Origin of the sequence: Streptomyces thermodiastaticus, from assembly GCF_014656135.1 — a bacterium.
GTDB classification, from domain to species: domain Bacteria; phylum Actinomycetota; class Actinomycetes; order Streptomycetales; family Streptomycetaceae; genus Streptomyces; species Streptomyces thermodiastaticus.
Map to the genome: position 1 here is coordinate 206,415 of NZ_BNBV01000004.1, position 15,501 is coordinate 221,915.

10 protein-coding genes are annotated in these 15,501 nt (G+C 71.9%); 4 read left to right on the plus strand and 6 right to left on the minus strand.

The features are described 5' to 3' along the window. Position 1 precedes the first annotated feature (1 nt). Entirely contained in the window at positions 2-790 is a 789-nt protein-coding gene (locus IE286_RS06220; RefSeq protein ID WP_189795594.1) for an SDR family NAD(P)-dependent oxidoreductase, read from the minus strand. 255 nt (positions 791-1,045) lie between these two features. On the opposite strand from IE286_RS06220, the gene IE286_RS06225 reads away from it, so the two are divergent. Then, on the plus strand, positions 1,046-1,498 hold the full coding sequence (locus IE286_RS06225) for a nuclear transport factor 2 family protein (protein ID WP_229861998.1): 453 nt from the start codon (positions 1,046-1,048) through the stop codon (positions 1,496-1,498). 131 nt (positions 1,499-1,629) lie between these two features. Here the strand turns inward: IE286_RS06225 and IE286_RS06230 are convergent, their stop codons facing one another. Continuing rightward, entirely contained in the window at positions 1,630-3,117 is a 1,488-nt protein-coding gene (locus tag IE286_RS06230) for a DHA2 family efflux MFS transporter permease subunit (protein WP_189795595.1), read from the minus strand. A gap of 257 nt (positions 3,118-3,374) precedes the next feature. Between IE286_RS06230 and IE286_RS06235 the strand changes: the two genes are divergently transcribed. Together IE286_RS06235 and IE286_RS06240 are read left to right on the plus strand one after the other, a co-directional pair. Next, the gene (locus tag IE286_RS06235) at positions 3,375-5,021 is read left to right on the plus strand and encodes an FAD-dependent monooxygenase (RefSeq protein ID WP_268255385.1); all 1,647 of its coding nucleotides are present in this window, start codon (positions 3,375-3,377) and stop codon (positions 5,019-5,021) included. A gap of 40 nt (positions 5,022-5,061) precedes the next feature. Further along, a complete protein-coding gene (locus tag IE286_RS06240; protein ID WP_189795596.1) occupies positions 5,062-5,823 on the plus strand; it encodes an SDR family NAD(P)-dependent oxidoreductase in 762 nt (253 codons plus the stop codon). Between the two features lie 135 nt (positions 5,824-5,958). Here the strand turns inward: IE286_RS06240 and IE286_RS06245 are convergent, their stop codons facing one another. The 4 genes from IE286_RS06245 to IE286_RS06260 form a co-directional block, all read right to left on the minus strand. After that, positions 5,959-9,756 carry a multifunctional oxoglutarate decarboxylase/oxoglutarate dehydrogenase thiamine pyrophosphate-binding subunit/dihydrolipoyllysine-residue succinyltransferase subunit gene (locus tag IE286_RS06245; protein WP_189795597.1) on the minus strand — a complete coding sequence of 1,266 codons (3,798 nt, stop codon included), beginning with the start codon at positions 9,754-9,756 and terminating at the stop codon, positions 5,959-5,961. Positions 9,757-10,037: 281 nt separating this feature from the next. Continuing rightward, the gene (locus IE286_RS06250) at positions 10,038-11,144 is read right to left on the minus strand and encodes a sensor histidine kinase (protein WP_189795598.1); all 1,107 of its coding nucleotides are present in this window, start codon (positions 11,142-11,144) and stop codon (positions 10,038-10,040) included. Continuing rightward, positions 11,141-11,878: a response regulator transcription factor gene (locus tag IE286_RS06255; RefSeq protein WP_189795599.1), complete on the minus strand. Its 738-nt coding sequence runs from the start codon at positions 11,876-11,878 to the stop codon at positions 11,141-11,143. The genes IE286_RS06250 and IE286_RS06255 overlap by 4 nt, the downstream gene beginning before the upstream one ends. Positions 11,879-11,996: 118 nt before the next feature. Then, positions 11,997-12,683 carry a spermine/spermidine synthase domain-containing protein gene (locus IE286_RS06260; RefSeq protein ID WP_189795600.1) on the minus strand — a complete coding sequence of 229 codons (687 nt, stop codon included), beginning with the start codon at positions 12,681-12,683 and terminating at the stop codon, positions 11,997-11,999. A 179-nt stretch (positions 12,684-12,862) separates the two neighbouring features. Here IE286_RS06260 and lon point away from each other — a divergent pair, with 179 nt between their 5' ends. Then, entirely contained in the window at positions 12,863-15,307 is a 2,445-nt protein-coding gene (gene lon / locus IE286_RS06265; RefSeq protein WP_189795601.1) for an endopeptidase La, read from the plus strand. Positions 15,308-15,501 lie beyond the last annotated feature (194 nt).

The following is a 15,501-nucleotide window of genomic DNA, read 5'->3' on the forward strand; positions in this document are numbered from 1 at the left end:
CTCAGTAGTTGCCGAGACCGCCGCAGACGTTGATCGCCTGCGCGGTGATCGCCGCCGCGGCCGGCGTGGTCAGGTAGGCGACCAGCGAGGCGACCTCCTGCGGGGTGGTGTACCGGCCGAGCGGGATCTTCGCCTCGAAGCGCTTGAGCACCTCCTCGGGCGTGGTCTCCCACGCGGCGGCGTAGCCCTGCCGGACCCGTTCGGCCATGGGCGTCTCCACATAGCCGGGGCACACCGCGTTCACGGTGACGCCGGTCTTGGCCAGCTCCAGCCCGAGCGCCTTGGTGAAGCCGACCACCCCGTGCTTGGAGGCGGAGTACGGGGCGCCCAGCACGACGCCCTGCTTGCCGCCCGTGGAGGCGATGTTGATGATCCGGCCGCGGCCGGCGGCGAGCATGCTGCCCTCCTTCAGCACCGCACGGGTCATCAGGAACACGCTGGTGAGGTTGGTGTCGATGACGTCGTGCCACAGCTCGTCGGTCAGCTCCGCGGTGACCCCGCCGCCGTTGCGGCCGGCGTTGTTCACCAGCACGTCGATCCGCCCGTACCGGTCGGCGGCCGCCCGCACCAGCGCGTCGGTCTCCTGAGCCGACCGCACGTCGCACGCCGTGCCGTCGGCCTCGACGCCCTCCGCGCGCAGCTGTTTCACCACCGAGTCGACGTTCTCCCGGGTGCGTGCGCACAGGAACAGCCGCGCACCCGCGCGCCCCAGCTCCTCGGCCACCGCGCGACCGATCCCGCTGGTCGCACCGGTGACGAGGACCACCTGCCGGTCGTCGTTGTCGGGCATCGCTCCACCTCCTCGTCCGCCGCGTGACGCCGGTGCCGCGCGGCCTGTGCTCACCCTGGGCAGGGCTGCTCGAAGCGGCCTCGAAGCGAGGTCGAGGTACGGCACAGCCGCACGGGGACGGGAGGCGCAGGGGCGGTCGCGAGCGCGGTTCGAGGCCGTCTCGAGGCCGCCGGGACAGGCTCGGCGCGGCGGCCCGTGCCCCGGACGCCGGGCCAGGACAGCGCCGGGCACGCCCCGGCGGACAAGGAGGGAACCGTGCCGTTCAGCAGCCCCGCGGCAGCAGCCGCCGGCACCGACACCGGTCGGTACGCGGCGATCCAGCAGTTCTACGCCCGGCAGATGCAGCTGCTCGACTCCGGCGACGCCGACGCCTGGGCCGACACCTTCACCGAGGACGGTGTGTTCGCGGCCAACGCCCACCCGGAGCCGACCCGCGGCCGGGAGAACATCCGCGCGGCGGCGGCCGAGGCGAAGGCCCTCCACGCGAAGCAGGGCCTGCAGGTCCGCCACTGGCTGGGCATGCTCGACGTCACCGACCGGGAGGACGGCACGGTGCTGGTGCGCAGCTACGCCCTGATCATCAACACCCCGCGCGGCGGGCAGGCCGCGGTGCACCTCAGCACCACCTGCGAGGACGTCCTGGTGCCCACCGAGGACGGCGGCTGGCTCGTCAGCCGCCGCGACGTCGTCCGCGACGACCTGCGCTGAGCCGGCGCCGCGTCACAGCACCACGAACGGCCCGCGGGCATCCCCGGCGACGGGATGCCCGCGGGCCGTCGTCCGCTGCAAGGGGGGAGGCCCGCCGCATGCCGCGGCGGGCCCCCGTGCACCCACGCCCCTCAGCGCCCCTCGGACCTGGTGGTGCGCGGCAGCAGCAGGGCCGGCAGCAGGGCGATCAGGCTGAACCCGAGGGTCCACCAGAACACGTCGCCGAACGCGGGGACGAGCTGGGCGGGGGTGCGGGCCGCGCGCAGCACCGAGCCGTCGCCCGCGTGACGGGAGTAGGAGCGCTGCAGCACCACCGTGAGCACCGCGGTGCCCATCGAACCGCCCACCCGCTGGGCGATGTTGACCACGCTCGTGGCGTGCGGCACGGACTCCTTGCCGAGCCCCTGGTAGGCGGCGACCAGCGTCGGCATGAAGGTGGCGCCGAGCCCCACGCCCCGCACCAGCAGGGCCGCGGCCAGCAGCAGCTCGGGGGTGTCGCCGTCGGCGAGCGCGTACGGCAGCGTGCCCAGCAGGGCGAGCACCAGACCGGCCGGCACCACCCGCCCCGGCCCGAGCCGGTCGGTGAGCTTTCCCGCGTACGGTGCGACGAGCGCCGCCCCAAGCCCCTGCGGGGCGAGCAGCGCACCCGCCGTCACGGCGTCCTGGCCGCGCACCAGCTGGTGGTACAGCGGGAACAGGATCAGCGCCCCGAACAGCGCCGCGCCCAGCAAAAGGGACGCCACCGCCGACGCGGCGAAGCTCCGCAGCCGGAACAGCCGCAGATCCACCAGGGCCCGCTCGCCGCGCCGCAGCGAGTGCCCGGCGAACACCGCGAGCATCACCGCGCCCAGCACCAGCGACGGCACCGCGAGCGGCGAGCCGAAGCCGCGCTCGCCGCCCGCCTCGGTGAAGCCGAGCACCAGCAGCGCCAGTCCCGGCGACAGCAGCACCACCGACAGCCCGTCCAGCGGCACCGCACGGACCTCCTCGCCGCGCGGCAGCACCCGGGCGGCGAGCACCAGGCCGACGACGCCGATCGGCAGGTTGACCCAGAACAGCCACGGCCACGACAGACGGTCCACGAGCAGCCCGCCGATGGCCGGGCCGAACACCGGCGCGAGCATGCCGGGGATCGCGGCGACCCCCATCACCCGCCCGATCAGCCGGGGACCGGCCGCGCGGGCCAGCGCCGTCTGCGACAGCGGCAGCAGCATCCCGCCGCCCAGGCCCTGCACCACCCGGAAGATGATGAGCGAGCCCGCCGACCAGGCCAGCCCGCACAGCAGCGAGGCGGCCGTGAACACCGCCAGCGCGGTCAGCCAGGCGCGGCGGATCCCGAACCGGTCCACGGCCCAGCCGGTCAGCGGGATCACCATGGAGAACGCCAGCAGATACCCGGTGGCCACCCACTGGATCACCGACACCGGTGTGTCCAGGTCGTGCCCCATCGCCTCCACACCGACCGAGACGATGCTGGTGTCGAGCGTGGACATCACCACGCCGAGGGTCAGCACCCCGGCCAGCACCAGCACGGACCGGGGGATGCGCTGCGGCACGGACTGAGCGGCGTCCTGCGAAGGGGGCGACGCCGTGGTGTTCTGAACGGGATCGGTGGCCACGAGCGGATGTCCTCCTCGGGAGCGGCGCGAACGGCCTTCAGCGCCTGGACGCACGAAGCGGCGGCCGACGTGTCATTTCACGCACGGCCGCTCGGAAGCATGGCGTCAGAATCGTGTGCGGCAGTCCGCCGGCGGCGGTCATTTTGCTCTTTCTTGAATTCCCGTGCCGCTGCTCCATGCGCATTCGAGCCGTTCTCTAGCCGGATCGGCCAGATTCGGTGCCGGCAACGTGACAGACGGTGGCACGGGAGGCGAGAGTGTCCGGGAATCCGGGACGGGTCCTGGTGGTGGGCGCAGGTCCGAGCGGGCTCACCATGGCCCATGAACTGCTGCGACGCGGTATCGGCGTGCGCATCGTGGACGCCGCGCGCGGCCCGGCCGCGACCAGCCGGGCGCTCGCCACGCACGCCAGGACGCTGGAGATCTACGACCAGATGGGAATACTTCCCGAGCTGCTGCCGCAGGGCCGCCGGATACAGAAGTTCACCCTGCACCAGAACGGCCGCAAGCTGGCCGCGTTGAAAGCCGACTATTCCGAACTTCCCACCCGCTTCCCGATGACCGTCATGGTCGACCAGGCCATCACGGAAAAGGTTCTGCGGGACGCGGTGGGCCGCCTCGGCGGCAGCGTCGAATGGGGAGTGCGGCTGGAATCGCTGGACCAGGACGCCGACGGCGTCACCGTGCGGCTGCGCCACGCCGACGGCCGCGAGGAGACGGTCCGCACCCCCTGGCTGGTCGGCTGCGACGGCGGCCACAGCACCGTCCGCAAGCTGCTGGGCCTCGTGCTGGTCGGCCGCTCCAGCGAGACCTGGCTGATCGCCGACGCGGTCCTCGACACCGACTTGGACGACAGCAGCCTGCACTGGCTGCGCAGCCGCACCGGCGCCATGATGGCCGTGCCGTTCCCGCAGCCCGGCAAGTGGCGGCTGCTGGACACCGCGGAGGTGACCTACGACGGCGACCCGCGGCAGGTCGGCGACCGGTTCGCGCGCAAGCTGACCGAGGCCGTGGGCCGACCGGTCACCGTGCACACCCCGACCTGGGTGTCGGTCTTCACCATCCAGCAGCGCATGATCACCCGCATGCGCTCGGGCCGCTGCTTCGTCGCCGGCGACGCCGCGCACGTCCACAGCCCGGCCTCCGGGCAGGGCATGAACACCGGCATCCAGGACGCCTACAACCTGGCCTGGAAACTCGCCGCCGTGATCCAGGGCCACGCCGGCGAGGCCCTCCTCGACAGCTACGGCGCCGAACGCGTCCCCGTCGGCGAGCGGCTGCTCGGCTCCACCAACCGCGCCACGGCGCTCATCCAGCTCAAGCACCCCGTGGCCGGGCTGATCCTGCCCGTGATGTTCACGCTGGTCTCCCGGGTGGCCCCGCTGCGCTCCCGGATCTCCCGCAAGATCATGCGCGCCATGTCCGCCCTGGACCTCAGCTACGCCGGCAGCCCCCTCACCCGTGCGGCGGAGTCCCGCCCCGGCGCCCCCGAGCCCGGAGAGCGGCTGTCGCGGGTGCTGGCCGACGAGGCCGACGAACCCGGTTTCGCCGCGCTGCTCGCCGAGCTGCGCGACCCCCGCTGGACTTTGCTCGCCCGGGTCACGGACGACCGGTACCGCACGCAGTGGACCGCTCTGCACGACACCCACGCCGCCTGGCTGTCCGTGCGCGCCGTCGTCGCGCCCGGCGCCGGCGACGACGCACCGGATCCGCTCGCCGACCGCGGCGCTCTCGCCGGCCGGCTGGCCCTGCGGGCGGACGGCGACTGGCTGCTGGCCCGCCCCGACGGCTACGTCGCGGCCCGCGGCACCGGACCGGACGGCCCCGCGCTGCGCGAGGCGCTGTCCGCGGCGACCGCGGGCCTGTGCTCCGCCGTCCCGGCCTCCGCCCCGGGGACCGTCTGACCGGCCTTCCCGGCCGGCTGTCGCAAGGGAGGACTCAGTCATGGACTTCGGACTCGACCGGCGCGGCGTCCTGATCACCGGCGCCACCGGCGGCATCGGCAGCGCCGTGGCGCGCGCCTATGCCGCCCAGGGTGCGCGGGTCGCCCTCGGATACGCCCAGGACACCGCGGCCGCCGAGGCGCTCGCCGAGGAGCTCGGGGCCAAGAACGACGACGCGATGGCGGTGCGCTGCCGCATCGGCGAGGACGGCTCCGCGGAGGCCGCGGTGGCCGCGGTCGAGGAGAAGTGGGGCCGGGTCGACGTCCTGGTCGCCGGGGCGATGGCACCGGGCGGCCTGCGCCCGCCGGGCATCCGCTTTGAGGAACTCGCCCCGGACCACTGGACCGGCTTCGTCACCGGCAACACCCTGCACACGCTGCGCACCGTCCAGCTGGTCCTGCCGGGCATGCGCAGGGCCGGCTGGGGCCGGATCGTGCTGCTGTCGTCGGTGGTGGCCCGGCTCGGCAAACCCGGCCGCGAGTTCTACGGCACGGTCAAGAGCGGGCTCTACGGGCTGGTCAGCAGCCTGGTGTGGGACCTGGCCGGCTCCGGCGTCCTGGTCAACCTGGTCAGCCCCGGGCTCACCCTCACCCCGAAGAACGCCGCGATGGTGCCGCCCGCCCGCCGCGCCGAGGAGGAGGCGGCCACCCCGACCGGACGGCTCAGCACACCGGAGGACGTCGCCGCGGCCGTGCTCTTCCTGGGGTCCGGGGCCAACGGCAACATCACCGGCCAGGACCTCGCGGTCGCCGGAGGCCGCTGAGCGGCCCGGCAGGCACCCCGGGGCGGAACGAGCCCGTCGGAAAAGATCCCGCACACGCAGCGGCGCCGCCGTACGGACCCGAAGGTCCCGTACGGCGGCGCCACGTGCGTCAGGCCGGTGTGCCGGCGCGCCGGATCAGATCTCGAAGACTTCCTTCACCAGCTGCGCCTGCTCCTGCTGGTGCCGCTTGGCCGAGCCCACCGCCGGGGAGGCGGAGGACGGGCGGGACACCCGGCGCAGACGGTCGGTGTTGTCCGGCGCCGCGCCGAGGACCAGGTCGAGGTGGTCGATCAGGTTCAGCGCGATGAACGGCCAGGCACCCTGGTTCGCCGGCTCCTCCTGCGCCCACACGTACTTCTGGGCGTTGGTGTACGGCGCCAGCGCCTCCTGCAGCTCCTTGCCCGGCAGCGGGTACAGCCGCTCGATGCGGATCAGCGCGGTGTCGGTGACGCCCCGCTTCTGCCGCTCCGCCTCCAGGTCGTAGTAGAGCTTGCCGGTGCAGAAGACGACCTTGCGGACCGCCTCCGGCGCCACCGTCGTGTCAGCGATGACCGGCTGGAAGGAGCCGGTGGTGAAGTCCTCGGCCTTCGACGTGGCGGCCTTCAGACGCAGCATCGACTTCGGGGTGAAGACGACCAGCGGACGGTGGTGCGGGTTGTGCACCTGCCAGCGCAGCAGGTGGAAGTAGTTCGCCGGGGTCGTCGGCACGGCCACGGTCATGCTGTTCTGCGCGCACAGCTGCAGGAACCGCTCGATGCGGGCCGAGGAGTGGTCCGGGCCCTGGCCCTCGTAGCCGTGCGGCAGGAGCAGGACCACGCCGGAGGTCTGGCCCCACTTCTGCTCCGCGGAGGAGATGAACTCGTCCACGACCGTCTGAGCGCCGTTGGCGAAGTCGCCGAACTGCGCCTCCCACATCACCAGCGCGTCCGGGCGGGCCAGCGAATAACCGTATTCGAAGCCCATCGCCGCGTACTCGCTGAGCAGCGAGTCGTAGACGTTGAAGCGTGCCTGGTCCTCCGACAGATGCAGCAGCGGCGTGTAGTCCTCGCCGGTGACCCGGTCGATGAGCACCGCGTGCCGCTGGCCGAAGGTGCCGCGGCGGGAGTCCTGGCCGGCCAGGCGGACAGGGACGCCCTCCAGCAGCAGCGAACCGAAGGCCAGGGTCTCGCCCATCGCCCAGTCGATCGTGCCGTCCTCGACCATGGCCGCGCGGCGCTGCAGCTGCGGCAGCAGACGCGGGTGGACGTTGAACGACTCGGGGATGTTGACCTGGGACTGGGCGATCCGCTTGACGACCTCGGCGCTGATCGCCGTGTCGACCGGCACCGGGAACTCGCCCTGCGGCTCCACCGGGGCCTCGGTCTTCTCGGCGGGCTGCGTGGTGGCGTCGCGGACCTCGGTGAAGACCTTCTCCAGCTGGCCCTGGTAGTCCTGCAGCGCCTGCTCGGCCTCCTCCAGCGTGATGTCGCCGCGACCGATCAGGGACTCGGTGTACAGCTTGCGCACCGAGCGCTTCTTGTCGATCAGGTCGTACATCAGCGGCTGGGTGAAGGACGGGTTGTCGGCCTCGTTGTGACCGCGGCGGCGGTAGCAGATGAGGTCGATGACGACGTCCTTGTTGAACGCCTGGCGGAACTCGAAGGCGAGCCGCGCCACGCGGACGCAGGCCTCCGGGTCGTCGCCGTTGACGTGGAAGATCGGCGCCTCGATCATGCGGGCCACGTCGGTGGCGTACATCGAGGACCGCGACGAGGCGGGCGGCGCGGTGAAGCCGACCTGGTTGTTGATGACGATGTGGACCGTGCCGCCGGTGCGGTAGCCGCGCAGCTGCGACATGTTCAGCGTCTCGGCGACCACACCCTGGCCGGCGAACGCGGCGTCGCCGTGCAGGGCGACCGGCAGGACCGTGAAGTCCGTGCCGCCCTTGTTGATGATGTCCTGCTTGGCGCGGGCGACGCCCTCCAGGACCGGGTCCACCGCCTCCAGGTGCGAGGGGTTGGCGACCAGCGAGACCTTGATCTGCTCGCCGTCCAGGCCGGTGAAGGTGCCCTCGGCGCCCAGGTGGTACTTCACGTCGCCGGAGCCGTGCATCGACTTCGGGTCGAGGTTGCCCTCGAACTCGCGGAAGATCTGCGCGTAGGACTTGCCGACGATGTTGGCCAGGACGTTCAGGCGGCCGCGGTGGGCCATGCCGATGACGACCTCGTCCAGGCGGGACTCGGCCGCCGAGTCGATGATCGCGTCGAGCAGCGGGATGACGGACTCGCCGCCCTCCAGGGAGAAGCGCCGCTGGCCGACGTACTTGGTCTGCAGGAACGTCTCGAAGGCCTCGGCGGCGTTCAGACGGCGCAGGATGCGCAGCTGCTCGTCCCGCTCCATCTTGGCGTGCGGGCGCTCCACGCGGTCCTGGATCCACTTGCGCTGCTTGGGGTCCTGGATGTGCATGTACTCGACGCCGACGGTGCGGCAGTACGAGTCGCGCAGCACGCCGAGGATGTCGCGCAGCTTCATCATCGACTTGCCGGCGAAGCCGCCGACGGCGAACTCGCGCTCCAGGTCCCACAGGGTGAGGCCGTGCTCGACGATGTCCAGGTCGGGGTGCTTGCGCTGCTTGTACTCCAGCGGGTCGGTGTCGGCCATGACGTGGCCGCGGACCCGGTAGGAGTGGATCAGCTCGAAGACGCGGGCGGCCTTGGTGACGTCGTCGTCGTGGGAGGCGTCGATGTCCTTCAGCCAGCGCACCGGCTCGTAGGGGATGCGCAGCGCCTCGAAGATCTCGTCGTAGAAGTTGTTCTCGCCCAGCAGCAGGTTGGCGACCAGGCGCAGGAACTCGCCGGAGGCGGCGCCCTGGATCACCCGGTGGTCGTAGGTCGACGTGAGCGTCATGACCTTCGAGATGCCGAGCTTGTTCAGGGTGTCCTGGCTGGTGCCCTGGAACTCCGCCGGGTAGTCCATGGACCCGACGCCCATGATCAGGGACTGGCCGGGCATCAGACGCGGCACGGAGTGCACGGTGCCCAGGCCGCCGGGGTTGGTCAGCGAGACGGTGACGCCGGTGAAGTCGTCCATCGTCAGCTTGCCCTCGCGGGCGCGGCGGACGATGTCCTCGTAGGCCTGCCAGAACTCGAAGAAGTTCAGGGTCTCGGCCTTCTTGATGGCGGCGACGACGAGCTGGCGGTCGCCGTTGGGCTTCACCAGGTCGATGGCGAGGCCGAGGTTGATGTGCGGCGGCTTGACCAGGGTGGGCTTGCCGTCCTTCTCGCCGTACGACCAGTTCATCGACGGCATGGCCTTGATGGCCTGCACCATCGCGTAGCCGATGAGGTGTGTGAAGGAGATCTTCCCGCCGCGGGCCCGCTTGAGGTGGTTGTTGATGACGATGCGGTTGTCGAACAGCAGCTTCACCGGGACCGCGCGCACGGAGGTGGCCGTGGGCAGCTCCAGGGAGGCGTTCATGTTCTTGGCGACCGCGGCGGACGGGCCGCGCAGCGTCACGTACTCGGGGCCCTCCGGGGCCTCGGCCGCGGGCTCGGCCTTGGCGGCGGGCCTGGCGGCCGCCGGAGCCTTCGCGGCGGGCTTCGCCGGGGCCGGCGCGGGCGCCTGGGCGGGCGCGGCGGGCTGAGCGGGCGCCGGGGCCTGAGCGGCCGGCGCGGCCTGGGCCGGGGCCGCAGGCGTCGGGGAAGCCGTGGTGGTGCCCGCGGCCCCAGCGGCCGTGGGGGCCGACGGCGCCGAGGAGTCAGCGGCGGCTGCTCCCGGCTTGTAGTCGGCGAAGAAGTCCCACCAGGCGCGGTCTACGGAGTTCGGGTCCTGGAGGTACTGCTGATAGATCTCGTCGACGAGCCACTCGTTGGCACCGAACGCGGCCGCGGGGTTCTTCCCTGCTTGGTCGGTCTCGGTGGAGATGCTCGAGTTACTGGGGGACTGTGGCGACACGGCGGCAACCGCCCTCTTCCGCTTCACAAGGTGATGGACAGCGGGAATAAAGGCTACGCCTCCGGGACGGCGAAGGTCAGGTCGAGCCGGTCCTTCGTCGTGTAAGTCACATCCATCGCAGTGTTTCGGGGCTGGAAATGGCGGGAAACAACCGTAGTTCGCCCTCGTCAGGAAAGGGGGCACCCGGGCCTGACCCGGTCCAGGTGCAGGCCCCTGCCTGATCACACGCGCCCGGCTCGCCGGAGCGCAGTGGATCTTGATCGTCCGGAGGGAACTTTACGTCAACGTGGTGTTGAGGACGTTCCCGGAAGGGTGACGCGGATCCGGCAGCCGCGCTCGGATTCGGCCACTCCGATCCGGCCACCGTGCAGCTCGACCACCCAGCGGGCGATCGCCAGGCCCAGCCCGGTGCCGCCGTCGCTGCCCGGGCCGTGCGGCCGGCTGACCGCACCCCGGTTGAACCGTTCGAAGACGCGGTGCCACTCCGAACGGGGGATGCCGGGCCCCTCGTCGAGGACCTCAAGCTCCAGCGACTCCGGCTGGGGGCCGGGCCGCGCCTTGACCGTCACCCGCCCGTGCGGCGGGCTGTGCTTGACGGCGTTGTCGATGAGATTCGCCACCACCTGGTGGATGCGCTCCGGGTCCGCGTGCGCGGCCAGCTCCGGAGGCGAGACGTCCAGGTGCAGATGCACGTCCGTGCGCGTGTGGCTGCCGGAGCCGCCGGTCATGTCCGCCCGCGCGGAGGCGACCATGCTGGCCTCCTTCAGCACGCCGGACAGATACGGCCAGACCTCGAACCGCCGCATCTTCAGCGGCACCACGCCGTTGTCCAGGCGGGACAGGTCCAGCAGCGTCTCCACCAGCCGGCCCAGCCGCTCGGTCTGCTTCAGGGCCGTGCGCATCGTCTCGGGGTCGGCCTCGGTGACCCCGTCCACGATGTTCTCCAGCACCGCGCGCAGGCCCGCGATGGGGGTGCGCAGCTCGTGCGAGACGTTCGCCACCAGCTCCTTGCGCTGCTGGTCCTGGGCCGCCAGCTCGTCGGCCATGCGGTTGATCGTCTGCGCCAGGTGGCCCAGCTCGTCACGGCGGTTCTCGCGCACCCGGCGCGTGTAGTCGCCGTGCGAGATCGAGCGGGCCACCGTGTTCATCTCGTCCAGCGGCGCGGTGAGCGAGTGCGCCACGAACTGCGTGATCAGCAGCGTGGCGATCATGGAGAAGACCATGATGAAGCGCAGCTCGGTCTTGGTGTGCACCGCGATCATCGACAGACCGGTGGTGATCAGCACCGAGATGACGACCATCGCGCCCAGCTTGGTCTTGATCGAGAACGGGCGCATGCCGCCCCAGGACTGGCTCCGGTCCTTGCGCGCGGCCGGTGCGTCGCTCATGGGGTCGGCGTCTCCAGGGCGTAGCCCACGCCGTGCACCGTGCGGATCCGCTCCGCCCCGATCTTCCGCCGCAGCGCCTTGATGTGGCTGTCGACGGTCCGGGTGCCGGAGGCGTCCGCCCAGTCCCACACCTCGGCCAGCAGCTGCTCACGGGAGAGCACCGCGCGCGGGGTGTTCGCCAGGCACACCAGCAGGTCGAACTCCGTCGGCGTCAGATGCACGTCCTGGCTGCGCACCCGCACCCGGCGCTGCGCGTGGTCGATCTCCAGTTCGCCCAGCCGCAGCACGCCGCTGCGCGGGGTCGCCGCGGCCAGCGCGGCCCGCTCCACGCGGCGCAGCAGCACATGCACGCGCGCGACCAGCTCGCGCATCGAGAACGGCTTGGTCATGTAGTCGTCGGCGCCGACCCCGAGCCCGACCAGCATGTCGGTCTCGTCGTCCCGCGCCGTGAGCATCAGCACCGGAACCGGCCGCTGGGCCTGCACCCGGCGGCAGACCTCCAGCCCGTCGAAGCCGGGCAGCATCACGTCGAGGATCAGCAGATCGGGCTGCCAGGCCTCCGCGACGTCGACGGCGGCCGGACCGTCGCCCGCCGTCTGCACGAGGAATCCCTCGGCGCGCAGGCGGGTGGCGATGGCGTCGATGATGGTCTGGTCGTCCTCGACCACCAGGACCCGGCGCTGCGCACCGGGACCCGCCGTCGTGCCGTTGTGCGAGGTGTGTGTCTGCTCCATCGCCCGCCCCTGAGGTGTGCTTCCGGAATCCGTGGGGTGATTCCTTGACTGCGCGTGGTTGCGATCGACGCTTGATCGGCGTCAGGGCAGCAGCGTACGCACAGTCACCGCGCCTTTGCTATCCAGGTCGGACGGCGAGGTGGACGACGTCGGGAACGCCCCGGGCAACCGGGATCTCTTCGGTGCGCACCTGCTGGAACCCGACATTCTGCAAGGTTCCTTCAAATTCCGGGGAGGGCTTGGCGGACCACACCGCGAGTACCCCTCCGGGCCTCAACACCCTTGCGCAGCTTGCGAGTCCGCTCGGTTCGTACAGCCCGCGATTGCCCTCGGTGACCGTCCAGCCGGGGCCGTTGTCGATGTCCAGACACAGCGCGTCGAACGTGGCGGATGTCTCATTGACGTAACCGACGAGATCGGCTTCGACGATGTCGGTGCGCGGGTCGGCGAGCGCGGCCGAGGTGAGGCGGGCGAGCGGCCCCGCGCGGTGCCAGTCGATGATCGCGGGCTCCCGTTCGACCACCGTGATCCGTCCCCAGCGCTCCTGGGCGGCGGCGTGGGCCAGGGAGAAGCCGACGCCCAGGCCGCCGATCAGCACATGCGGCCGGGGCCGGTCGTCCAGGGCCCGCAGTGCGGCGTCCACCAGCAGCCGCTCGGAGTGGCCGTCGGAGGTGTCCATGAGGAAGCAGCCGTTGGCGATGATCTGCAGCAGGGGACCGTGCCGGCGCAGGACCACCTCGCCGTAGGGGCCCTCGCGCCGGTCCAGTACCACAGGGGTCTCAGGAGTCTCGTACGAGGCGGTCATGGGCGCATCCTGCCTCACCGCGCCGGTGCGGGTCAGCCCTGTATCACCTCCCGCAGCGATGTGCGAAGCATGCGCGGTGTGTCCCCCTGATCGCTCACGGCGAACACGGGGCGGGGAACAATGCCGGGCGTCCGAGCATTGAGTCGGCATAGCTCAACTTGACTGCCGAAGGGGAGATCATGGCTGCTGAGTCCGCGCCGATCACGTCGGTCACTCTGCCCGTCCTGCCGCTCGACGACGAGGTCGTGCTGCCCGGCATGGTGGTCCCGCTGGACCTGAGCGACACCGAGGTGCGCGCCGCGGTGGAGGCCGCCCAGGCCGCCGCCCGGTCGGAACCCGGAAAGCCCAAGGTGCTCCTGGTGCCACGCATCGAGGGCACCTACGCCAAGACCGGTGTGCTCGGCACGGTCGAGCAGGTGGGCAGGCTGGCCGACGGCGACCCCGGGGCCCTGATCCGCGGCCGCAGCCGGGTGCGGATCGGTGCCGGCACCACCGGGCCGGGCGCGGCGCTGTGGGTGGAGGGCACCGAGATCGAGGAGACCGTGCCCGACCCGCTGCCCGGCCAGGTCGCGGAGCTGGTCAAGGAGTACAAGGCGCTGGCCACCGCCTGGCTGCGCAAGCGCGGCGCCTGGCAGGTCGTGGACCGGGTGCAGGCCATCGACGACGTCGCCGCGCTCGCCGACAACGCCGGCTACTCGCCCTTCCTGTCCACCGAGCAGAAGGTCGAGCTGCTGCAGACCACCGACCCCGTGGCCCGCCTCAAGCTGGCCACCCAGCAGCTGCGCGACCACCTGGCCGAGCAGGAGGTCGCCGAGACCATCGCCAAGGACGTCCAGGAGGGCGTGGACAAGCAGCAGCGGGAGTTCCTGCTGCGCCGCCAGCTGGAAGCGGTCCGCAAGGAGCTGCGCGAGCTGGGCGGCGAGAAGGAGGGCGAGGAGTCCGACGACTACCGGGCCCGCGTCGAGGCCGCCGACCTGCCGGAGAAGGTCCGCGAGGCCGCGCTGAAGGAGGTCGACAAGCTGGAGCGGGCCTCGGACCAGTCCCCCGAGGGCTCCTGGATCCGCACCTGGCTGGACACCGTCCTGGAGATGCCCTGGAACGAGCGGACCGAGGACGCCTACGACATCCGGGGCGCCAAGGAGATTCTGGACGCCGAGCACGCCGGCCTGGAGGACGTCAAGGAACGCATCACCGAGTACCTCGCGGTGCGCAAGCGGCGCGGCGAGCGCGGCCTCGGCGTGGTCGGCGGCCGGCGCGGCGGTGCCGTGCTCGCCCTCGTCGGCCCGCCCGGCGTCGGCAAGACCTCCCTCGGGGAGTCCGTCGCCCACGCCATGGGCCGCCGGTTCGTCCGCGTGGCCCTCGGCGGCGTCCGGGACGAGGCCGAGATCCGCGGCCACCGCCGCACCTACGTCGGCGCGCTGCCCGGCCGGATCGTCCGTGCCATCAAGGAGGCCGGGTCGATGAACCCGGTGGTGCTGCTGGACGAGATCGACAAGGTCGGCTCCGACTTCCGCGGCGACCCGGCCGCGGCCCTGCTGGAGGTGCTCGACCCGGCCCAGAACCACACCTTCCGGGACCACTACCTGGAGGTCGAGCTGGACCTGTCCGACGTCGTCTTCCTCGCCACCGCCAACGTGCTGGAGGCCATCCCGGAGGCGCTGGCCGACCGCATGGAGATCGTGCGCCTGGACGGCTACACCGAGGACGAGAAGATCGTCATCGCCCGGGACCACCTGATCCCGCGCCAGCTGGAGCGGGCCGGCCTCGACAAGGACGAGGTCACCATCGACGTCGGCGCGCTGCGCAAGCTGGCCGGCGAGTACACCCGCGAGGCGGGCGTGCGCAACCTGGAGCGGTCCATCGCACGGCTGCTGCGCAAGGTGGCCGCCCAGAACGAACTGGGCGAGCGCGAGCTGCCGTTCACCATCACCGACGCGCACCTGCGCGACCTGATCGGGCGCCCGCACCACGTGCCCGAGTCCGCCCAGGACCCGGCCGAGCGCCGCACCTCCGTGCCCGGCGTGGCCACCGGTCTCGCGGTCACCGGCGCGGGCGGCGACGTGCTCTACGTGGAGGCGTCCCTGGCCGACCCGGAGACCGGCGCGGCCGGGCTGACGCTGACCGGTCAGCTCGGCGACGTGATGAAGGAGTCGGCGCAGATCGCGCTGAGCTTCCTGCGCAGCCACGGCGCCGAACTGGAGCTGCCGGTGGGCGATCTGAAGGACCGGGGCGTGCACATCCACTTCCCGGCGGGCGCGGTGCCCAAGGACGGCCCGAGCGCCGGCATCACCATGACCACCGCACTGGCCTCGCTGCTCTCCGGCCGGCTGGTCCGCAACGACGTGGCCATGACCGGCGAGGTCTCGCTGACCGGACGGGTGCTGCCCATCGGCGGGGTGAAGCAGAAGCTGCTCGCCGCGCACCGGGCGGGCATCACCACGGTGATCATCCCCAAGCGCAACGAGCCCGACCTGGACGACGTCCCGGCGGAGGTGCTGGACAAGCTCGACGTCCACACCGTCACCGACGTCCGCCAGGTGCTCGAGCTGGCCCTCGCGCCGGCCACGAGCGGCGCGGAGCCCGAGGTTCCGGTCGCGGCGGTGGGGGTACCGCCCAGGCGTTGAGCACTGGGGGAGGACGCGGCCGGACGAGGGAAGGCCCGGGTCCTGCCGCCGGCAGGCCCGGGCCTTCACCGTGCGGGGCCGGGAGGGCTCAGCCGCCGGCGAGCGCCCGCACCCGGCCCGTGGTGCTGTTGCTGTGCTTGTCCGGGGGGGGCGACGCCCGGGCCGTCGGCCGGATGCTGTTCAGCCGTTGGCCA